Consider the following 20,622-nt stretch of genomic DNA (forward strand, 5'->3'; position numbering starts at 1 on the left):
CACTGCTACCCGTTGAAAATTGGATTCCAACGGGTAGCAAGTGATAGCGACTGGTTTCACCAATATTTCACCAATAGTTTTCGCTCGAGAAGTGCCCAGGTTTTCGACGTAAATGCTTGCTCAGCCCTAGATTAATAAGCGCAGCACTTGTGTCTTTCACCATGACTGGGTTACCACATATGTAAACAAAGCTACTTGGAACAGTAAGATCACTTCCGACTCGGCGTTGAATTTCTTTATGTTTCAATAACTCTGGCACTCGCCCACTCAAACTTAAATCATCATTTTCACGGGATACGACCGACACGTAGTGAAACTTGTCGCCAAGCGCGCGCTTCCGTTCAGCAATCGAATCCGAATACACCAACTCTTGTTTTGTTCGAACGGCGTGAACCAATACAATTTTCTTGAATCGACTCTCCATCGATTCATCTTCTAACATGGAAAGAAACGGCCCTATTGCAGTACCGGTTGCAAGCATCCAAAGTTCGTCGGCGTATTCTGGGATCTCCTCTAAGGTCATAAACCCAGACGGCTGTTTACCAACATACAAAGAATCGCCTATGTCAAGAGCATTTAGCCTGGGTGACAATTGGCCATTATCGTCGGCGATGATTAAGAATTCCATACGGTGAGAGCCGTGTGCGTGATTTGGGTGATTGACCATGGAATAGGCTCTACGTATGCATTCACCACTGTCAGTTGTTAACCCCAACTTAGTAAACTGGCCTGCAACGTAAGTCTCTACGGGAGCTTCAATTTCTAGACTGAACAATTTGGTAGACCATTGCTTTCTCCCTACAACGCGCCCTTCTACCAAACTGTTACCTATATTTGGACTGTTACCTACATTTGACATCGTTACCTCCTAATGAAGAAAACATCAGCACTATCATCATACGGGGTAAATGGTGGAAATTTAACCTTCAGTTTGAAAGATCTTTCACGTGAATCACCCGCTTACTGGCACTGCAACCCAAGTGATTGTTTTAACCTACTGATTAGTGAAAAGTATTATTCGAGTTCGACTGAACTTTTCACCGACCTTGTGCGTATAAATCAGGTGAAAACTCACTACACAGGCATTACTATGAATAGAATAAATCCCGCAAAGCTGTTTAATAGCAAATGGACCGCCATCAAACCACTCAATAGAGAGAAGCACTTTCTGATCTCTGAAGTAAGTTTTGATGAAGAAGGTTTGGTTACATCTTGTACGATAGAAGCCATTTTATCGAAGAATGAATACCCGATAGATTGGCATGAGTTAAAAGACGCTAGCCAGTGGGCACAAGGATGGAAATAAGCAACCCAATTTGATTAAGCATTGGCCTAAAGAGCTATGGCTGTTAGAGCTTGGTTGTTAAAGCTATGACCGATAAAGTTATGGCAGCAAAATAGTGGCCTTCAACGTAATGGAGATACAACAATGGTGACATGTTATTTACGGTATGTACTCGACCCAACTAAAATCGGCGACTTTGAAGAGTACGCCAAGATGTGGATCCCTTTGGTGAACAAGTTCGGTGGCCAACACAATGGTTACTTCTTGCCTTCCGAAGGCGCAAATAACATCGCCCTCGCGCTATTCACCTTCCCAAGCCTTGCCGCGTATGAAGCCTACCGCACACAATCATTCAAGGATGCTGACTGTATAACGGCATTCAAATTTGCCGAGACAACAGGCTGTATCCTCAGTTATGAACGAAGCTTCTTCCGCCCAGTTTTCGAGTAAATAGACACGCTACCAAGGAATTTCACTCCCATCAAAGCTGTACAAGTGTCCCGATTTCTTGGTGTCAGACGATTCAATGAATTCCGCTAAACAACGTGCCACGTATTCAGGTTTGAACAACTTTGATTCGGGCACATTTTTTTGGAAGGGTTTCGATAAATCCGTATCCGTTGTTCCTGGGTGGAACGCGAACACTCGACATTTGGACAACTTATGCTGCCACTCGATGCTGATTGTCTTAATTGCCATGTTCAGTGCCGCTTTCGACGATCGATAGCTCACCCAACCGCCAATACGATTGTCTTCAATACTTCCAATCCGAGCAGACAGCGACACAAAATGCGTGTTTTTATCTGATTTCAATAACTTTGAGAAGTGTTTCGCCAGCAACATCGTCGGAAGCACGTTCTTTTGTACATTGAGTAAAAAGAAATCTGGGTCAAATTCGCTGATGCTTTTCTCTGGCTTTCGCTCATTATTATGCAGAAAACCCGTTGTATTCAGTAAAATGTCTAAGTTTTTGGTTTCTTTTGATAGCCGCGCGGCAAGCGCTTGAACCTCTAGATCCGACGTGGCGTCTAACTGAAACCATTGAAGGCGATCATGATCTTTTTGAGGTTGTTTCGAATGATAAGTCGCAAACACGATTGCGCTCGGGTTGGTTTTTAGAAAGTGGTCCACTAAAGCAGAACCAATCCCACCTGTTCCGCCAATAATCAGTATTTTCAATTAATTACACCCGAAATAAACGTTTAAGTAAGCATAGAGCAGGATGAAGAGTTGTGCACCCGATCTCCCACTGTCCAAATTCACGCATAGTCACAAATCGTTGCTAGCAAGATCGACTTGCACCTAGTGAGATAACGGAATCTTAAGCAAATAATCGATTTCTACTCCACTTTATCACACATGCTAAGCGTATTTAGATACGATATCCTTCCCTGCATATCAAAGGTTTCATCATGGATTACTCACAAGAACATTCCAATGCCATTCCTATGTCGCTTCTCCTTGAGGCAGATCCCAGCCAAGCCAGTATTGAGTCTTATATAAACGGAGGTATCTGTTTTGTTGCAAAAGAGAACCTAGACATTGTGGCCGCCTGTATCGCTAAGCCAACAAATAAGAATGTCATCGAGATCTTCAATATTTCGGTCTCCCCTGACCATCAACAGCGCGGCATAGGGACACGTTTACTGCGCTATTCTCTAGAACAATTAGCCAATAAAGGCTTTGTGCGGGTTGAGTTGGGTACCGGTGCCTTTGGCCACCAACTCACCTACTATCAAAGAGCGGGGTTCAGAGTAGACGCTGTTGCCAAAAATCACTTTATTGACCATTACCCTGAGCCCATTTTTGAGGATGGTATCCAGCATAAAGATATGCTGAGACTGTATATTGACCTGAGCGATGCAGAATAGTTATTAATGCCATCAGCAAAACTCAAGACATGTCGCTGATCGGAGAAAACAAAGCAAGGCAGGGTAAAACAAAGAAATTCGTACTACTGCAAGCAATGACACCTATGTTTATAGTGAAACTGCACGAGTATCATTATTACGACAGTTAGGCCGTTGAAAGCGATTTTAAACTCATTATTCTGGTGACAGAATCATTTATCCTAACGTCATGGACCTCGAAATGGCAAAATTTTACTTATTTCTTACTCTGGTTGGTATCGCTCTACCTTATGCCGCTTTACTGCCTTGGTTGTTTATCCATGGCGTTGATATTTTCCGACTTTTCGAAGATGCCATTGTGAACCCTATCAGCATTTTTGCGTGGTTAGATGTCTTTGTTTCGGCCATCGCACTGCTCGGGTTCATCATGGTAGATGGAAAAAGAAATAACATTCGGTATCGCTACATTGCTGTTATAGGTACCTTGTCTGTTGGTGTGTCGTGCGGTCTGCCTCTCTACTTATATCTAAAAGAAAAACAATCACTTTAAACTTGGATACGGAGATTAAATGAAAAAGATTCTAGCCACATTCTGCCTGACACTGAGCAGAGTACTTAGCGGCACAGTACTCAGTAGCCTTGTAATTAGCGGCCTTGTACTTAGCAGCGTTGCGTTTAGCGCCTTCGCAGATGACGTTAAACTTAAACACGCATTCGAGAATCACCAAAGTGAAATGCAGGTTCTTGGGGCAGGAAATGTCACCCGCATCCTTCCTGATGATAACCGAGGCTCTCGTCACCAAAAATTCATCCTTAAGCTGAAAAGCAAGCAGACCCTTTTAGTTGCCCATAATATTGACCTAGCTCCGAGAATCGAAAAATTACGTGTGGGCGATCATATTGAATTTTATGGCGTTTATGAGTGGAACAATAAGGGCGGTGTCATACATTGGACTCACAAAGATCCTGGAAACCGACACATTCACGGTTGGCTTAAGCATGAAGATAAAGTTTACGAGTAATCACGAATGGCCAGGAAGACTTGCCCGCTGCTCTTGTTGGCAACATTACCGTCACTGACGCCGATTATCTCAATTCTGTGTATTGATACGAAAAGCCTGTGAAAGCGTCGGTAATGGCGTTGGTTTTCGCCAATGGCAAGGTTATTATTTACCTTGAACAAAGGCCCAACCCTTTAATCGCCACTATTTTAGTAGGTAAACCCAAGGAAAAAACATTGAACAACTGGACGTTAACCAACACAATCTCTTTCGATGGAAGAACCGTAAAATACGATTCTAAAGGGGAAGGCGAGCCCTTAATCATCGTCCATGGAACACCTTGGTCATCGTACAATATGCGCCACCTAATAGATGGATTAGCCAGACACTATAAAGTCTATTTCTTTGACCTTCTTGGGTACGGTGAATCCGATAAAAGCGATGCCGATGTGTCTCTTGGCGTACAAAACCGTTTATTGGCTGCATTAATACAACACTGGGGTTTAGAACGACCGTTCATTGTTGGCCATGACTTTGGCGGAACCACGGTATTAAGAAGTCACATACTGAACCAATGCCAATATAAAAAAATGGTCGTGATTGACCCAGTTGCGCTATCACCCTGGGGCTCCCCATTTTTCAAACACATCGAGCAACATGAGACAGCATTTTCAGGCGTTCCGGACTACATACACACTGCAATTGTCGAAGCGTATGTAAAAACGGCGGCCTACCAAGCGTTACCGCAATCAACCCTAGATGGCATTCTTAAACCTTGGTCTGGTGAGGTTGGGAAAAAAGCGTTCTACCGACAGATCGCGCAAGCCGACTCCAAATTCACGGATGAGTTTCAACATCGATTTGATGAAGTTAAGGCTCCTACTTTGATTCTATGGGGCGAAAAAGACACCTGGATCCCTTGTGAGCAAGCTTACTTACTGAAAGGTAAGATTAAAGGCTCACAACTTGTGACTATTCCACGTTCAGGTCATCTCGTTATCGAAGAAGAACCCAGCCAGTTAATACACGAAATAGATGAATTTTTCCGTCAATAACTAATCGAGATAACAAGCTTGACTGCATCGATCAAGTTCGAACAATCAAGCTCACTTATCACCATACTTTAACTATTCAGTGCAAAGGAACTGTATGAACTACAAGCAAATAACAACACTTGAATTAAACGACCTCACCGAATTATTCGAACAATACATGGCTTTTTATCAACAGCCCTCTAACCCCAAAAGATTTCGTGAATACCTTAGCCAACGCTTAGAAAGTAACGAAGCAACAGTCTATATTGCCTATGATTCAGATGCGTATCCTATTGGGAAGCCTGTTGGTTTTGTACTGAATTATCACTCTTTTTCTTCTCTATCACTTGGTAAGGTCATCGTATTGAATGATCTGTTCGTTGTTCCAAGTGCCCGTGGAAAAGGCGTTGCGAGAGGGCTAATTAACTGTGCCATTGATCTGGCCAAACAGACAGAAGCGGTGTGTGTCGATCTCGGTACCGCCAAAGACAACCTGACCGCGCAGTCTCTCTACGAAAAGATCGGGTTTGTGAAAGACACCAAATACTACTCGTATAGCTTGTCGATTAGCTAGAGATGCAGTTCTATCAACATTAGTTCAATGACCCAAAAGGAAGAATAGTGAAGAAAGGCTTTCTCTTAGCGGTATCAATCTGCTTCATCCTGTTTGTCGTTATCGGTAGCAAGTTCAATCTTTTTACTTCGGGCAATGATGGTTCTTTTCCACAATTGCCAGAAGAGCCCGATTTTTCCGTCTCCACAGAATTTGACGGTGATTGGACAGGGAGACGGATTAATACGACGGGCAACAATCTGTGCGAACGGACCACAATCACAGGAAAGATCGTTAATGGAAAAGCCTCTCTTCGCCTAACCTACAACGGAACGTCACTGCAGGGCTGGGTATCTGAAGATGGCCAGCTAAAACTGTACGCGAGCCACCGACAATGGGACTACCGATTTTCTGCAACCGCGAGTAATAACAGCATCAAAGGAAAGTGGCATTTAACCAATGGCCCCTGTAAAGGCACTTGGTATCTTGACCGCATCAGCACTCGTTCAGCAGCAATTATTAACCTTAAGGCCTAAAGACTATGACTGTGCATGGCTGAGTGAAGTAATGAACTGAGCCAGCACAGTCGCCACCTCAACCATTTATGTGCTGAGGGTTCTCAACAATAAGGTGAGCGGTTATATTGACCTTAATTTCAACTAACCTACTCAGTAGTGAATTTTTCCTATGATTGATTGGCCGTGCTTACTTAAACTCAATGGTGACGACGAGCTTGTTTACCTAGAATCTGAATCCGAACTGATGCGTGAATGTCATGATTTGATCATGGATGAAGAAGACATTGCCATTGACTCACAAGGCGTTAGCTATCAAATACAGCAAAGCGTCGGCACTATTAACCTCATCAAAACAGGCAACACACTGGACTTAGAATACGTAACTACGCTCATTCAAGCTCATGAGTTCAGTCAAGCAGAACTCTGTCTGACAAAGATCCACTTTTCATCTATATCCGAAGCGATTAAGTCTATGGCTTCTGAGCACTGAACTAGAATGAACGTGGTGAAACTTGCCGCCAAAGAATGATTTAATGAATCTATTGCCTGTTGCTCTGGTCAGCCCATTGCCAGTTTGATTGCCGACCAATAATCAAGGATTGATGTATGAATCTATGGACGCTTTTTCCCGACTCAATACTTAGCATCAGCGGCATTCTGAAGCTGCCTTATTTCGCCATCGTGTTTTATCTATTCACATTCGTCTTTGCGTTCAAATTAAAGAATCAACGCACTTTGATAATGGGTTTCCTATCATTGTCTCTTATCTCTAGCCTGATTATGATCGTCAATTTTGGCCCACAGGTTGGCCATGTCATTCCACCACTTTCTTTGTTGCTCACAGCAGTTTTTCCATCTGTCGTACTGATACAACATGTATTGAAGAGGCGTCATCTCCTGTCGTTCGTTTGGTCAGTAATGACTGTCGCAGGCATTCTCCATAGTTTGAGTTGGGGTGTTTGGCTGACGGCATTAGCCAGAAGCTAACCCTAAGATATCCATTTCATAACCTAGATCAAACCCAGTACAAATAGCGTCGAATCCGCATTCATTCCTTGGCGAAAAATCAGTAATGTCAGAGGTACTGCCTCAAGTCATTACTATTCAATGTGTTATAGAAGCGAATAACACCAAGCAAGGATCCCTCATGTTAGGAAAACATCAAGACGCCTACAGCAACTTCTACCGTTCTACTCACGAAAACGAACACTTAGACACTAAGACCGAACTCCTGGTTGGTTTATCCGCAGCGATGGCAATGAACTGTTTGCCTTGTACGCGATACTATTTAACACAAGCAAAAAGTGCTGGGATTACGAAAGGAGAAATATCCGACGTTACCGCTAAGGTGATGGCGGTCTCTGCCGGTCAGAAAAAATTGCAAATGCAAGAAGTCCTGAATAAATACAAGATAGACCTAGACTCTTTCGAGTAATCCAGAGACATTACTATTCATGATTCATTAATTGAGAATAGAGCTGAATGATTAGAAATTTCTACCATTGCGACAAAGAGATTGATCAAAACAGTCACGATGGCGAGGGCTCAATTGAAATCTATAGAGCCTTTCGACGCAAAGGCTTTGACGGTGCATGGGACTTCGCTATTCGAGTGGTCATGCCTCCCGGCAGTTCAATGGGCGAACATTCTCACGGAGATGACGAAGAGATGTATGTCATACTCAAAGGGAAGGCACTATGACCATAGAGGGTCAAGAACAGCACGTGACTGCCGGAGATATGATCGTCAATCAGAGGTTTGGCACTCATGGGCTAGTCAATAACTCAGACAAAGACATTGAACTGTTAATTATTCAAGCCAGCCTCAAGTAAGCGAGAATAATGCGTGGTTTCGTTAACCTATCGCTCGCCTATAAAGGGAGAAAATTAAGGCATGGAAAAAAGCTATAAAGGATCATGTTTGTGTGGTGAGACAACCTACTCGGTGAGTGGATTTAGCCAGCTCGCTGCAAACTGTCACTGTACCATGTGCCGGAAATTTCATGGCGCTGCGTTCGGGACACTGGTCGGTGTGTCCGATTTTAAATGGTTATCTGGTCAGCAATGGGTGAAAGAATATGTGGCCTCAAATGGCACGACGAGAACGTTTTGCAGCCATTGCGGCTCTAGCCTTGGGTTTAGAGTAAAAGACGCGCCACTCGAACAAATCGAACTCGCCATCAGTACCTTTGATGAAGACATTCCCGTTACAGTCGATGCCCAGATCTACACTAGCTATAAGGCGAATTGGTGCCCAACCCAAGAGAACCTGACGACCTTTCCTGAAGGACGTTAACTGAACTCCGCCTCGGGTACACATTCGTAATCCATTGAAATGAATGTGTTTCCTTAGGCTTCCCACTTCCTTCAGTTTCAAGCGCTTCTATCCTTTACACCAACTCTCTCATCCTACCCCAAATATTTGATATGCATCGCACTCCATACCTTTCCAGTCTAGACAATTGTTTTCGCTCGTTAAAAATATCAAATTCGTTGGCAGGCATTGAAAGGAAGCAAACAGGGTGAGAAAGAAGATAGAGTTTAATAAGCAGGCACAAGCTATTTCAAACAGCGTCTTTGTTTTAATTGGTACATGCATCGGCGGCATCATCACTCTTTTCTTTTTCCATCAAGAGCTCAATTTCGCCTCAATCCTACTCCCCTTTATTTTTACGATTGCACAATACTTCATGCAACGAGCAGGCTTCCTACAACAAGACAATAACAGCCGCTTAACGGTAAGAGATGGGGAGATTTACCTTCATGGTCTCATTGCAGCACTACGATACAAGGAACCACTCTTAGGCCGTCCATACATTAGGGTCACATCCCTCACGAAAAATGGATACTATCGAATAAAAGTGTATCAATCTTGGGTCACGGCTAAAGAATGGCAACTATTACTCAGCGAATGCTCATAGACTAGAAAAAAATATGTCAGAAAAGGAATTCATATGACGATAGAAAATAGACTGATTGAACTTGGTTTAACACTTCCAACAGCCAGTAATCCCCAAGGGAGTTACAGCAATAGCGTTCGGACGGGCAATTTACTCTATGTTTCAGGAAAAGGGCCAGTGGCAGGGTGTGCTGTCGTGCCAAAAGGAAAACTCGGTCAAACGTATACGGTAGAAGAAGGCTATGAATTTGCCAAAGCCACTGGTTTAGACATTTTAGCAGCGGTAAAACTTGAACTAGGCTCACTCGATAAAGTAAGCCGAGTCGTTAAATTACAAGGGTTTATCAACGCGACGGAAGAGTTTGAGCAACACCCCAAAGTGCTCGATGGCTGTTCTGACTTGATGGCAGAAGTGTTTGGCCATAAAGGCGTTCACGCACGTTCTGTGTTTGGGGCCATGTCAGTGAGAGGCAATTTGCCTATTATTATTGACTCCATCTTTGAAATTCAGGACTGAGGCTTAACGTTATGGACATAAGCATTGCCACTGAGCACGATTCTGAAGCGATCAGCAAACTTGTTCGTGATGTATCAAACGTTGACATCCTTCCCCACTTCAACGAACAGGGAAAAGAACAATATGAAAGCTCAGTTCTTCCCGATCTCACAACAACGTTCAACAAAGAACGATTCGTCACACTGAAAGTCATGAGTTCAGGAAACCTTCTCGGCTTTGGCGCAATCAGAGATCAAAACTATATTACTCATATATTTGTATCCAAAGAAGCACAGGGGCTAGGTGTGGGTACTCAACTCCTTAACGCGCTGCTCGTCTCAACAAACAACGACAATATTAGTCTTCGATCGTCAGTCAATGCCGTCGATTTCTATCAAACCAATGGTTTTAAAGCCACCAGCGACGAATCCAATTTCAATGGTATTCGATTTGTGCCGATGGCGCTTAGTCGGTAAAGCAGCGATTGAAACGAACGACTTTGTTCGCTCTTTTTAATACGGAATCAATCATCTTAAAATAGGAAAAAGACTCATCATGTCTCTCTCAGCAACTGTCGCATTATTCATTGCCATGGCGTTATCTGCCTTAATTCCAGGGCCAAGTGTACTTGCCGTGCTATCACGCTCGATAAGTAATGGATTTAAACAAGGCTTTCTGGTGATCGTTGGTGTTCTATTGGCCGACTACCTTTTTATCGCCCTCGCCTTAACTGGGCTTTCTGCGGTGTCTGCCATTATGGGAGAATTCGCTTCATTGCTTAAATACATTGGCATCACCTACCTTTTCTGGCTTGCTTACACAACATGGACGGCAAGTACAGCAACAGAGCCAAAGCCTGAGGTTGAAAGTAAAATCACAAGATCGAGTATTTTAACTGGTTTACTGACGACCCTTGCCAACCCGAAAGCCATATTGTTTTACATGGGGTTTTTCCCCGCTTTTATTGATATGGGAACGCTCTCTTTGTCTGGCATTATCAGCATCATCGTTATCGTAACTCTCTCTGTTGGTGGCGTACTCGCGCTTTACGCGTGGGCAGGCTCGAGTGCTAGCGGTCTATTTCAAAGTACACGCAGCAAACAATTGTTGAACAAACTCTCTGGCGGGTTCTTAGCTTCTTGTGGTGTTCTATTGGCGACGAAGCAATCGTAATCAATCTGCCATACAAAGCTGCAGTAGCCTCACAACGCGGATAAATTGAGAGGTTCGTTGTCGACAACTCTTGCCAACGGCTTTCAACTTCAACTAACATCAGTGTAACTTTCTGAGCAAACTAGGAATTATCATGACAAGTCGCGTTTACGTATTAGCACAATTTAAGCCTAAAGAAGGGAAAGAGTCTGAGTTGTTCGAGGTTCTGAAAGCCCTTGAACCCGATGCATACCGTGAGCAAGGCTGTATTCAATACATGCTCACTCGTCAGATTAAACACGCAAGTGCAACCAATAACGAATACCCAATCGTATTCAACGAGATTTGGGAAGATGCGGAGTCATGGTCTGCACATGGTCGTCGTAAGCAAATCCAACATTTTTTCGAGACACAAGTGAAAGCGGAAACTGGCTTAGTCGCAGACGCGATGGTGACCGCGTATTCCGATGAAGGTTACGATTACGACGCGCCTGTTTTTGAATAAGCATTAATCTTTCATGAGGCTGCTGTTTCAGTTCAGCAGCTATCTCGAATAACACACGTTATTCAATGTATGCGCATTAAGTACAAAGCGGCGAGTGTCATGTAAACCGAGCCATAGCAGAGGCACCAAGCTAACTCTATTTTGGCAACGAGTTTGCATTGGGTTGGTGCCTATCTAACATAACTCGAACGACGTGACAGCATTAGCAAAAATATTAGTGCCAGCGGCCGTTTCAAGCGTATCGTATGACAGAGGGACAGTTTTATGGATTACCGCAATGTTCTAACATTCTGGTTCGAAGAACTAGGGCCATCAAAGTGGTGGGTTAAGGACGAAAACGTAGATAACCTTATCAAAAAGAAGTTTGGTACTTTGCTCGCTCAAGCCTCCCAGTGTGAGCTCTTTGAATGGCGTACGACGCCTCATGGGCGCTTAGCTGAGATCATTGTTCTCGACCAGTTCTCACGGAATGTGTACCGCGATTCTCCCAAATCTTTTGCCTCAGACACATTAGCGTTGTCGCTCGCTCAAGAAGCCGTTCGCCAAGGCCTAGATGAGCCTCTAACTCAAATTGAACGTACTTTCCTCTATATGCCTTTTATGCACAGCGAGTCGCTGGCCATCCATGACATTGCCGTTGAATTGTTCAAAAAGAATGGTGTGGAATCAAACATAGAGTTTGAGAAAAAGCATCGCGATATTATTGAGCGGTTTGGACGTTACCCTCATCGAAATATCATCTTAAATCGTCTTTCAACTAAGGCAGAAGTGGAATTTCTAAAGCAACCTAACTCTTCTTTCTAGCGTTTGTTGCCCTAGACCATTTGTTACTCGCTATCTTATCCCGCAGGATTGGATAGCGAGCTATTCAAAATGAAACAAAGGCCCGTTTCGCGCTGAGATCACTCTCTAATCGAATCAATTCTAATCTGAAAATCCAACACGAAACTCTGATAAGAAGCTCTAATAAGAAACGGGGACACGTTTACGCAGTCTATCCGATTTTACTGCCGGTTTTTACTTTGAAGAGGTGTTAAAAAATTCAGTCAACACCGTATGCGTGATTAGGTGCCTCAACTCAGGAATCGCATTTAGCTCATCACGTATTTCATTCAGCCTTTCCATGCTCGGCGTCTCTATAAAAATCATCATGTCGGTCTCACCGCTAATGGCATGACACCACTTTACACCGTCAATAAGATAGATTTGATTGGCGTACTTTTCGCAATGATGCGCCGAACTTGAGGTATCAAACTTGAGTGCTAAATAGGCTTTGATTAAAGACTCTTCCTTCCCTTTAGCCAGTTGAGCATGGTAGCCCAGTATGACCTGTTCTGTTTCTAATTTTTTAATCCTTGCCGTCACTGCTGAACGCGATAAATTGGCCTCTCGAGCGATATCACTGACGGAACGTCGTGCATCGTGTCGCAAGATATCGACGATGATTTGATCAAACTTGTCCATTGATTCCCTTCTGCGTATAAACGCGTCTCACTACCCTAACTGGTACATCGTAACACTCTGAAGTTGTGCGAAATTAATTCAAAAACAACCCTTGTCGATTAACGTCAATTATTCATGTTTGAAACAGTTGTGCAAGTTCCATTATCTTACTCTCGATATCACCTGCATTGATGTTCCCGAATCCCAACACCGCGCCTTGCCACACTCGGTGATTCATCGGCTCTCTCTCATACATAGACAATGGGCGCACAATAATGTCTTTCATTTTTGCTTGTTCACAGAACTCCATCTCATTGATGCCATGTAGCCATTTGAGCGTGACGTGAAGACCTGCAGCCTGACTGATCACTTCAACCTCTTCAGGAAAATGATGCGTAATCGCCTCCACAATTAGACTGTGTTTTTGTTTATAGATACGCCGCATTTTTCTCACATGGCGCAAAAAATCTCCCTCGACGATGAAATCCGTTAGCGCTGCTTGCACGTGAGTCGCGGTATCCCCGCTAAGCGCATCTTTAATCTCCAAACAGCGCGAAAGCAAAGGTTTAGGGACGATCAAATACCCCAAACGTAAGCCGTTAAACATCACCTTGCTTAATGAACCGACATACAGAACGCTGGCATCTGCGCCAACTTCCACAGATAGCCCTTGAAGGCTTGGGAATGGCCGATGGGCAAATTGAAACTCGCTGTCATAATCGTCTTCAATGATGAATCGCCCCTGCTCTTTCGCCCAACGAATCAGCTCTATGCGCTGCTCCAAATCAATTGTTGTCCCCATCGGGTATTGATTACTCGGAGTCACATAAAGTACTTTCGCCCGACTCGCTTTCACCTGAGAAAGATCCAACCCAAGTCGTGGTCTAACTGAGACGGGTTCTGAATTTATCCCTAGTAGATCAATCACCTTTCTCATTTGAACGTAACCAGGATTTTCCATCAGTATGCTGTCTTCGGAGTTCACTGTAGACATGACCGCCAGCGACAATGCTTGCTGCGCACCGGAGGTAATAATAATTTGATCGGCACTGCAATTCACCGAACGGCTACTCGATAGGTAATCACAAAGCGCATGCCTTAAACCACTGTCGCCTTGAAGCTCTTGATTGCCGAGTAGGCTAACTCTTGTAGCATGTCTTTGCAGCAATCGGCTCCATTTCACCATTGGGAAGCTACTCAGCTCTGGGACACCAGGCGCAAAACTGCGATTGATATCAGCTTCAGCTTTACCGGATTGAACATCTCCCTGGGCAATAGCCACTTTTGATGAAAACAGATAATCGGGTAGCTCAATCGCGACATAGTAGCCAGAGCCAGCCTTTGACTCCAAATACCCCTCCGAGGCCAGCTGTTCATACACCGCAATCACCGTGTTTCGACTCACTGCAAGTTCAGTCGCGCATTTTCTCGTAGAAGGAAGCTTTCCTCCTTTAGGCCATAGGTGTGTCGCTATTTTTTCGCGAATGGATGAAAACAACTGCTTTTGCAGAGAGGAAGCCGTGCGATCAAATGAGAGATCACCAATATCGATGGGCTGCATAACTGGATCTACTTTTATTTAAAAAGTGGTTCTATTTAAGCTACCAGTTAACATTATTATTGCAAGTATCTGCTCTCAATAATTCAAATGCTCATGACTCAGTAGGACGGTTAGATAAAAGCAAAACAAATAGAACAAATAGGAAGCAATCAAAAGGAGTGTCTATGTTATCCAAAACAGAAAGAACAACGATTAAAAAAGGCGAAAGAAAGGCCGTGTTCGATCCAAAAGCATTACATCAAATTATTGATGAGAGCCTTATCGCTCATATTGCAATTGAAGATCACAAAGGACCAATCGTCATCCCTATGCTGGCTTGGCGTGTGGAGGATCAAGTCTATATTCATGGTGCCAAAAACAGTCGATTACTAAGACAGCTCAAAGAGGCGAAACAAACTTGTCTTACTTTTACTTTGTTTGACGGATGGGTACTTGCCCGCTCAGCGTTTCACCACAGTGCCCATTACCGGTCTGCCGTGGTTTTAGGGCAGTTTTCTCGTATTGATGATAATGATGAGAAAGATCGTTTATTGAATCATTTCATTGAGCAAATCGCGCCGAACCGATGTTCAGAAGTCAGACTGAGTAACCAAAAAGAACTCAATGCGACTGAGCTGCTTGCCATTCCACTGACTGAAGCTTCCGTTAAAATCAGCAACTTTGGCGTAAATGATGATAATGCCGATCTTGATGTTCCCGTCTGGGCCGGGGTTTTACCTTACAGAACCGTGGTCGGCCCGTTAGAGCGTTGCGATGATCTTCCTTCATCCATCTCCGACCCAGACTACTCAGGTGCTTATGATCAGCGTTGGTACGAACATTCAGCGATGAACTCAATAAAAAACTAGCGCTGACTGAGCCATTATTGGCAGCTTTCCAACTGCTAGGGCATAGAGCCAAGAAAGAGAGGCAAGAGTTAGGAATAGCCAAATTGACGGTTTAGATGATGAGAAACCGTCAATTTGACGCCCAACTAAGACAAATTGCTAGATGTGTTTGAAGAACAGAAGCGCTAAGCTACACATCAGAATCATGGAGCGATGTATGAACCAACTAAAAAAAGAAATCACCCTTATCTCTGGCATTGGCCAACTTTCTACCACTTTGATGGGAACAGGCTTGTTCATGATTCCTGCCATTGCAGCAGGCATTGCCGCTGACATGTCTCTCTGGGCGTGGCTCTTCCTGTTCATTGCGATATGCCCGATCGCGCTCACCTTCGCAGAGCTCGGTAAACAATATCCAAGCGCGGGTGGAACGGCTTACTTTGTTCGTCAAGCGTTTGGTCGTAGACTAGAACGCAGCGTCGCGTGGCTATTTGTCAGTGTCATTCCTGTCGGTGTTCCTGCTGCTGTCGCTCTTGCCGCGGGTTTCTTACAGCAGATATTACCAGCGCCGCTTAACTCATCGTTATTTACACAGATCTTAACCGTGTTCATTCTGATTTTTGTCAGCTTAATGGGCAGTAAATCCTCAGGGCGACTTCAAACTGTCATCGCGCTCAGCATCTTCGCTTTAATTGGTGCATTCCTTTGGAAAGGCGAGATCACCACTGACGATATTGTCATGCCTGCCATGTCTGTAGATTCAATCTGGCCTATAACCGCGGCACTCGGTGTTATGTTTTGGTGCTTTGTCGGCATAGAGGCATTTGCCCATATGGGGGAAGAGTTTAAGAACCCACAGAGAGACTTTCCTATCGCCATTCTCATCGGAAGCTTCATTGCGGGGGCAACCTATTGGGCTTGTTCGGTGGTTATTCTAAAGTTCTCAGCTTATGGCAGCGCAGAGTTTGACCACGCCTCAATTCCTTATCTGAGTGACTTATTGTTTGGGCCTAAATTTGCACTATTGATCAGTATTCTTGGTTTCTCGGCCTGTTTTGCCAGCGTTAATCTTTACACGCAAAGCTTGTCTCGAATGGTTTGGGCGCAAGCAAGAGAGTACCGCCCTCAAGGCGCCATTGCCAAAGTGTCATCAAGAGGTGTGCCAGCGAATGCGACGTTACTTGTCGGCTTGATCTTGCTCGTATCATCGATTGGGGGAGAGATTTCTGGGCTTGATTTAGAATTCTTCCTAAAACTGGCCAATGGTATCTTCGTGCTTGTTTACTTACTCGCTATGTTAGCCGCCTTTAAGCTGCTAAGTGGTTACAAGAAGCAGCTTGCTTTGGTGTCACTGATATTATGTACCTTGGTCTTTGTCTGTTTGGGTTGGTCTATGCTGTACGCTGTCAGCATCTTCACACTACTTAGCCTACCTTGGCAGCGTTGGTTTAAACGCAGCAATCACCAAATGAGCTAAGTTAGATTAGTTAGATTAGTGAACTAAGCAGACTAAGACTACGACATGAATTAGCGCCAAAAGGTTTTTAAACTTAATGGGACTGAGCGATATCCGCCGGTCCCATTGATACACCTTTGATCTGAGCATAAACCGGTGAATCACAACCCAGGTTCAGTTCATCGCATGCCCAGGCCGTCACATTCGCCCAAAGTTCGTCTTCTCCAAACCTCACTTTGACTTGTATCTGATCGCCTTTTTCATTTGGGTGCATCTCTTTTATCTTTCCACGTAACACATTTCGAATACTGGTGTTTTTGGGCAAAGAGGTACAAAGAGACACATGGTTCGCCTCAACTCTTACCTTTATAAAACAACCTCTTAGACTCGAGTCCAATTCGCCGTTTACCCATAGGTGGTTACCATCTTTAAGCTCAAGACGCGTCATCGGGTATTGTGCGTGTGGCTCAATCACTTTGGCATGAAGCAGTGAGCTGAGATCCTGCGATTCAATCCAAGGCCGCATCTCATCACTGTTCCAAACCTGTGCTAACGGCCCTTGTGCCACCACTTTCCCAGCGCTCAACACCAACATATGATCAGCAAGCTGCAAGATTTCATCCAGGCTATGGCTGACATAAACAATCGGAATGCTAAGCTCTTTTGCGAGAGATTGTAGGTAAGCAATCAGCTCTTTTTTACGAGGTAGGTCAAGAGATGCTAACGGCTCATCCATCAGCAACATTGTCGGAGAGGTTAGCAGCGCACGACCAATAGCCACTCGCTGTTTTTCACCACCCGATAGCGCTTTAGGGTAGCGTTCTAACAAGGTTTCTAACCCAAGTAGGTGAACTATTTTATCAAACTGATTTTGGTCAAACTCGACAACACCATACATTAAGTTTCCTTTGACGGTATAGTGTGGAAACAGACGCGCTTCTTGAAAGACATACCCTACTTTTCGTTGCTCTGGCGGTAAATTGATGTCTGACTGTCCAAGAGACCCTTTAGAGAAAAGCACTCTATCGCCCAGTAGAATCCGGCCACTATCTGGCGTCGCCAATCCCCCTAAAGCGTTCACCAAGGATGTTTTTCCCGCTCCAGATCGACCAAAAATGGCGCACACACCTTGCATAGGAATTTCGGCTTTCACATTGACGGGAAAATCGCCAAGTTGCTTTTGGATATCAATGCTTAGCATGATGCAGCCCCTTTTTGCTGAGCTTTTTTAGTGAGCCATTGTGAAGCCACCAAAGACGCCAGAGCAATGACAATCGAGATAATACACAAGCGCATAGCCTGAAACTCTGCGCCTGGCGTTTCAATAAACGAATACATCGCCAAAGGTATCGTACGGGTTTCATCTGGAATATTAGAAACAAAGGTAATGGTTGCGCCAAACTCACCAAGGCTACGCGCAAAGCCAATGATCATTCCTGAAATGATACCAGGGGCTGTCAACGGGAGCGTTATCGTTAAGAATACACGCCATGGTGAGCTACCCAAGGTTCTTGCCGCCTGCTCTAAACGCGTATCAACAGATTCTATCGCTTGGCGAATCGCTCTCACCATTAAAGGGAATGAAACGACGGCTGAAGCCAATGCTGCGCCTTGCCAACTAAATGAGAAACTGACACCAAACACTTGATACAGCCATTGTCCAATCACGCCTTGCCTGCCCATCGCAACCAATAGCAAATACCCTATGACAACGGGCGGCAACACCAATGGAAGATGAATAACCCCATCAAGCAAGGCTTTTCCATGAAACTCTCGCCGAGCAAGAACCCACGCGGCTAATATGCCAAATGGCAAGCTAACAAGAACAGCAACACTGGATACCTTCATGCTGAGCAACAATGCCGACACTTCATATTCAGTCAGCATCACTGATTAACCCCAAATCCGTATTGCTCGAATACAACTCGCGCTTCTTCACTTTGCAAGTATTGATAAAATTGCATCGCGGACTTCGATGGTTTCTCGCTGACCATCACCATTGGGTATTCGATGGGGGAATGGCTTTCTACTGGAAATGTCGCTATCTGAGCAACCTTCGTCGATACTTCAGCGTCCGTTTGATAAACAATACCCAAAGGCGACTCCCCTCTTTCGACAAGAACGAGTGCGCCGCGAACGTTATTTGCTCGAGCCAACTGTGGCTCCAATTCATCCCATTGCTGATAGTAATATAAAGCCTGCTTCGCGTATTGGCCAACGGGAACATGCGCAGGGTCACCCAAGGCCAAACGTCCACCCGCTAACAAATCCAGCAATGAGGAACCTGGCTCGCTCTCTATACTCGGGTTGGCAGCCAATGCGGAACCATTGGGCGCAATTAACACCAATCTATTGGTCAGAAGCGTGACTCGACTTTTTGCGTCAACCGCTTGCTTCTCAATAACATAATCGAGCCATTTTTGATTGGCGGGAAAATAGATGTCCGCAGGCGCACCGTACTCCACCTGACGGGCAAGAGCCGATGATGAAGCAAAAGAAAGGCGTATTTTCGTATCATGAGTCGCTTGGTAACTGTCTGCAATATCTGTTAAAGCATTGGTTAGTGACGACGCTGCAAATACGGTGACGGTATCTTGGGAGTACACATTCGGAACAAGGCCAACCAAAGTTACCAGCGCCAAAACAAGGCGCTTCTTTGCCTTATAAAAATATTTCACGTTTGAATTTCGCCTCACGGTCTTTATATGAATGTCCACACACTCAAATTTGGCTTTCTGGTTCAGAACTATCGTTATATACTAAACTATATAACGATAGTTCTCTCAACGCTAATACTTTACTGATCGTATCGATCCTAAGGGGCTAATTGTGGTGAGATAGCTTGGATTAAAATACAGAGCCACCTTTAAACTGCTTAGTTTTGTACTACTTAGCTTTATACTGCTCAGCTTTAACGTCTGATGATGTTCTCTTCGCTGCGAGGAGTTTCCGCTAGCGTACTTATCAATGAGGAAGCCATACACAATGGATCTTAATGCCCTTCTTACTCTCTCCAAAGACAGCAAAACCTTTGCAAACCCAAGGCGCATTGCTTTGCTTGAGCAAATTGCGGTAACTGGTTCCATTAGCCAGGGTGCAAAGGAATCGGGCATAAGTTACAAAGCAGCCTGGGATGCCATCAAAGAGATGAACCAAATGCTCAACCAAGAGGTGGTAACCCGTGAGAAAGGTGGCAAAGGCGGAGGAGGCGCTCATCTCACCCCATTTGGTCAACGTTTGTTGCAGGTGTATTCACTAACCACTCAGGTACAAAACATGGCCTTGACCGCCCTGCTTGATGAAACAATACAGATGGACAATCTAATGAGCCTCATGGCACATTTTTCATTGAAAACCAGCGCTAGGAATCAAATCAATGGCCAGGTCGCCTCGATCCAATTAGAAGGAGCGATGAATAAAATTGGTGTCAGCATTGGTGATGATCAAATTATCTACGTCGCGATAACGCAGATCAGCAGTCAAAATCTAAACCTTAGCCTTGGAAAGGCTGTTCTACTGTTATTCAAAGCGCCAACTGTCTCCATCTGTACGAACCCATCCAAGACATGTTCAACCAATCAGTTGGCTGGACAACTGACTAACATCAGCAAGAATGATACACACATAGAATTGTCACTGGCTTTAAAAAACCAACAGGTGATCTATTCTGTTATGCCACTTTCTGAGGTAGAAAATGATTTTGTTCTGACAAACGATTATTACGCGTGTTTCGACGCCTCCCAAACCATCATCGCCTGTATGGATGAATAATTCAGTGTCGGACAATCAACTACAGGAAAGAATGGAGCAAATAAATCCAGATTCATATATGGATCGCAAAATAGAAACCAAGCCGCATAATGCAAACCATATTGGGAATAAATACTGTGATCCCTCTGTTTAGTCAGTGCAATTGCAGTCAATTAGGCACTCTAAAACTTGGCACATATAGTGCAATACTAATTATGACCCTTCTTAAGCCGAGGGTCACCTAGCCAACTGACGTTGTTAGTGAACCTTTTTGTTCACACTATATATAAGCC

Annotated in this window: 28 protein-coding genes and 1 pseudogene; 22 read left to right on the forward strand and 7 right to left on the reverse strand. The window is 44.3% G+C overall.

What is annotated here, in order from left to right; all coding sequences use genetic code 11:
• Positions 1-67 precede the first annotated feature (67 nt).
• Complete coding sequence (locus BCU12_RS08190; protein WP_102403850.1) at positions 68-859, reverse strand: ferredoxin--NADP reductase; 792 nt, start codon at positions 857-859, stop codon at positions 68-70.
• Positions 860-1,090: 231 nt separating this feature from the next.
• Here BCU12_RS08190 and BCU12_RS08195 point away from each other — a divergent pair, with 231 nt between their 5' ends.
• Complete coding sequence (locus BCU12_RS08195; protein WP_102403889.1) at positions 1,091-1,306, forward strand: TIGR02450 family Trp-rich protein; 216 nt, start codon at positions 1,091-1,093, stop codon at positions 1,304-1,306.
• A gap of 123 nt (positions 1,307-1,429) precedes the next feature.
• Positions 1,430-1,735 (forward strand): NIPSNAP family protein, encoded by a 306-nt coding sequence (locus BCU12_RS08200; protein WP_102403851.1) that lies wholly within the window; start codon positions 1,430-1,432, stop codon positions 1,733-1,735.
• A gap of 9 nt (positions 1,736-1,744) precedes the next feature.
• Here BCU12_RS08200 and BCU12_RS08205 read toward each other — a convergent pair whose 3' ends face one another.
• On the reverse strand, positions 1,745-2,464 hold the full coding sequence (locus tag BCU12_RS08205) for an SDR family NAD(P)-dependent oxidoreductase (RefSeq protein WP_102403852.1): 720 nt from the start codon (positions 2,462-2,464) through the stop codon (positions 1,745-1,747).
• Between the two features lie 233 nt (positions 2,465-2,697).
• On the opposite strand from BCU12_RS08205, the gene BCU12_RS08210 reads away from it, so the two are divergent.
• The 17 genes and pseudogenes from BCU12_RS08210 to BCU12_RS08290 all read left to right on the forward strand — a co-directional run bounded on the left by BCU12_RS08210 (position 2,698) and on the right by BCU12_RS08290 (position 12,096).
• Complete coding sequence (locus BCU12_RS08210) at positions 2,698-3,156, forward strand: GNAT family N-acetyltransferase (protein WP_198599284.1); 459 nt, start codon at positions 2,698-2,700, stop codon at positions 3,154-3,156.
• A gap of 220 nt (positions 3,157-3,376) precedes the next feature.
• Entirely contained in the window at positions 3,377-3,685 is a 309-nt protein-coding gene (locus tag BCU12_RS08215; protein ID WP_102403853.1) for a DUF2834 domain-containing protein, read from the forward strand.
• A 19-nt stretch (positions 3,686-3,704) separates the two neighbouring features.
• Positions 3,705-4,157 carry a DUF3465 domain-containing protein gene (locus BCU12_RS08220; protein WP_102403854.1) on the forward strand — a complete coding sequence of 151 codons (453 nt, stop codon included), beginning with the start codon at positions 3,705-3,707 and terminating at the stop codon, positions 4,155-4,157.
• Between the two features lie 98 nt (positions 4,158-4,255).
• Positions 4,256-5,191 carry an alpha/beta hydrolase gene (locus BCU12_RS08225; protein ID WP_241909778.1) on the forward strand — a complete coding sequence of 312 codons (936 nt, stop codon included), beginning with the start codon at positions 4,256-4,258 and terminating at the stop codon, positions 5,189-5,191.
• 94 nt (positions 5,192-5,285) lie between these two features.
• Positions 5,286-5,744: a GNAT family N-acetyltransferase gene (locus BCU12_RS08230; RefSeq protein ID WP_102403855.1), complete on the forward strand. Its 459-nt coding sequence runs from the start codon at positions 5,286-5,288 to the stop codon at positions 5,742-5,744.
• Between the two features lie 47 nt (positions 5,745-5,791).
• Positions 5,792-6,259, forward strand: coding sequence for a hypothetical protein (locus BCU12_RS08235; protein WP_102403856.1), 468 nt, complete (start codon positions 5,792-5,794; stop codon positions 6,257-6,259).
• Between the two features lie 151 nt (positions 6,260-6,410).
• Positions 6,411-6,731, forward strand: coding sequence for a DUF4144 family protein (locus BCU12_RS08240; protein ID WP_102403857.1), 321 nt, complete (start codon positions 6,411-6,413; stop codon positions 6,729-6,731).
• 116 nt (positions 6,732-6,847) lie between these two features.
• Complete coding sequence (locus BCU12_RS08245; RefSeq protein ID WP_102403858.1) at positions 6,848-7,228, forward strand: hypothetical protein; 381 nt, start codon at positions 6,848-6,850, stop codon at positions 7,226-7,228.
• 160 nt (positions 7,229-7,388) lie between these two features.
• Positions 7,389-7,676 (forward strand): carboxymuconolactone decarboxylase family protein, encoded by a 288-nt coding sequence (locus BCU12_RS08250; protein WP_102403859.1) that lies wholly within the window; start codon positions 7,389-7,391, stop codon positions 7,674-7,676.
• 47 nt (positions 7,677-7,723) lie between these two features.
• A pseudogene (locus tag BCU12_RS23690) lies at positions 7,724-8,073 on the forward strand (cupin domain-containing protein).
• A 61-nt stretch (positions 8,074-8,134) separates the two neighbouring features.
• The gene (locus tag BCU12_RS08260; protein ID WP_102403860.1) at positions 8,135-8,536 is read left to right on the forward strand and encodes a GFA family protein; all 402 of its coding nucleotides are present in this window, start codon (positions 8,135-8,137) and stop codon (positions 8,534-8,536) included.
• Positions 8,537-8,762: 226 nt separating this feature from the next.
• Entirely contained in the window at positions 8,763-9,161 is a 399-nt protein-coding gene (locus tag BCU12_RS08265) for a hypothetical protein (protein ID WP_102403861.1), read from the forward strand.
• A 33-nt stretch (positions 9,162-9,194) separates the two neighbouring features.
• Positions 9,195-9,656 carry a RidA family protein gene (locus BCU12_RS08270; RefSeq protein WP_102403862.1) on the forward strand — a complete coding sequence of 154 codons (462 nt, stop codon included), beginning with the start codon at positions 9,195-9,197 and terminating at the stop codon, positions 9,654-9,656.
• 11 nt (positions 9,657-9,667) lie between these two features.
• Positions 9,668-10,111 carry a GNAT family N-acetyltransferase gene (locus BCU12_RS08275; RefSeq protein WP_102403863.1) on the forward strand — a complete coding sequence of 148 codons (444 nt, stop codon included), beginning with the start codon at positions 9,668-9,670 and terminating at the stop codon, positions 10,109-10,111.
• Positions 10,112-10,190: 79 nt separating this feature from the next.
• The gene (locus BCU12_RS08280; protein ID WP_102403864.1) at positions 10,191-10,808 is read left to right on the forward strand and encodes a LysE family translocator; all 618 of its coding nucleotides are present in this window, start codon (positions 10,191-10,193) and stop codon (positions 10,806-10,808) included.
• A 133-nt stretch (positions 10,809-10,941) separates the two neighbouring features.
• Positions 10,942-11,292, forward strand: coding sequence for an antibiotic biosynthesis monooxygenase (locus BCU12_RS08285; protein ID WP_102403865.1), 351 nt, complete (start codon positions 10,942-10,944; stop codon positions 11,290-11,292).
• A 264-nt stretch (positions 11,293-11,556) separates the two neighbouring features.
• Complete coding sequence (locus BCU12_RS08290; RefSeq protein WP_102403866.1) at positions 11,557-12,096, forward strand: DUF924 family protein; 540 nt, start codon at positions 11,557-11,559, stop codon at positions 12,094-12,096.
• Positions 12,097-12,309: 213 nt separating this feature from the next.
• On the opposite strand, the gene BCU12_RS08295 is transcribed toward BCU12_RS08290, so the two are convergent.
• Complete coding sequence (locus BCU12_RS08295) at positions 12,310-12,756, reverse strand: Lrp/AsnC family transcriptional regulator (protein ID WP_102403867.1); 447 nt, start codon at positions 12,754-12,756, stop codon at positions 12,310-12,312.
• 112 nt (positions 12,757-12,868) lie between these two features.
• Complete coding sequence (locus tag BCU12_RS08300) at positions 12,869-14,296, reverse strand: PLP-dependent aminotransferase family protein (protein ID WP_102403868.1); 1,428 nt, start codon at positions 14,294-14,296, stop codon at positions 12,869-12,871.
• 164 nt (positions 14,297-14,460) lie between these two features.
• Between BCU12_RS08300 and BCU12_RS08305 the strand changes: the two genes are divergently transcribed.
• Together BCU12_RS08305 and yjeH are read left to right on the forward strand one after the other, a co-directional pair.
• Positions 14,461-15,144 (forward strand): pyridoxamine 5'-phosphate oxidase family protein, encoded by a 684-nt coding sequence (locus BCU12_RS08305; RefSeq protein ID WP_102403869.1) that lies wholly within the window; start codon positions 14,461-14,463, stop codon positions 15,142-15,144.
• Positions 15,145-15,340: 196 nt separating this feature from the next.
• Complete coding sequence (gene yjeH, locus BCU12_RS08310) at positions 15,341-16,600, forward strand: L-methionine/branched-chain amino acid transporter (protein WP_102403870.1); 1,260 nt, start codon at positions 15,341-15,343, stop codon at positions 16,598-16,600.
• 73 nt (positions 16,601-16,673) lie between these two features.
• Here yjeH and modC read toward each other — a convergent pair whose 3' ends face one another.
• The 3 genes from modC to modA are packed head-to-tail and all read right to left on the reverse strand — an operon-like array spanning position 16,674 to position 19,257.
• A complete protein-coding gene (gene modC, locus BCU12_RS08315; protein ID WP_102403871.1) occupies positions 16,674-17,780 on the reverse strand; it encodes a molybdenum ABC transporter ATP-binding protein ModC in 1,107 nt (368 codons plus the stop codon).
• A complete protein-coding gene (gene modB / locus BCU12_RS08320) occupies positions 17,774-18,466 on the reverse strand; it encodes a molybdate ABC transporter permease subunit (RefSeq protein WP_102403872.1) in 693 nt (230 codons plus the stop codon). Before modB ends, modC begins: the two co-directional genes overlap by 7 nt.
• A complete protein-coding gene (gene modA, locus BCU12_RS08325; protein ID WP_102403873.1) occupies positions 18,466-19,257 on the reverse strand; it encodes a molybdate ABC transporter substrate-binding protein in 792 nt (263 codons plus the stop codon). Before modA ends, modB begins: the two co-directional genes overlap by 1 nt.
• A gap of 307 nt (positions 19,258-19,564) precedes the next feature.
• On the opposite strand from modA, the gene BCU12_RS08330 reads away from it, so the two are divergent.
• Positions 19,565-20,350, forward strand: a complete 786-nt coding sequence (locus tag BCU12_RS08330) for a TOBE domain-containing protein (RefSeq protein ID WP_102403874.1) — start codon at positions 19,565-19,567, stop codon at positions 20,348-20,350.
• Positions 20,351-20,622: the final 272 nt, after the last annotated feature.

Origin of the sequence: Vibrio sp. 10N.261.55.A7 (genome assembly GCF_002877365.1) — a bacterium.
Classification (GTDB): domain Bacteria; phylum Pseudomonadota; class Gammaproteobacteria; order Enterobacterales; family Vibrionaceae; genus Vibrio.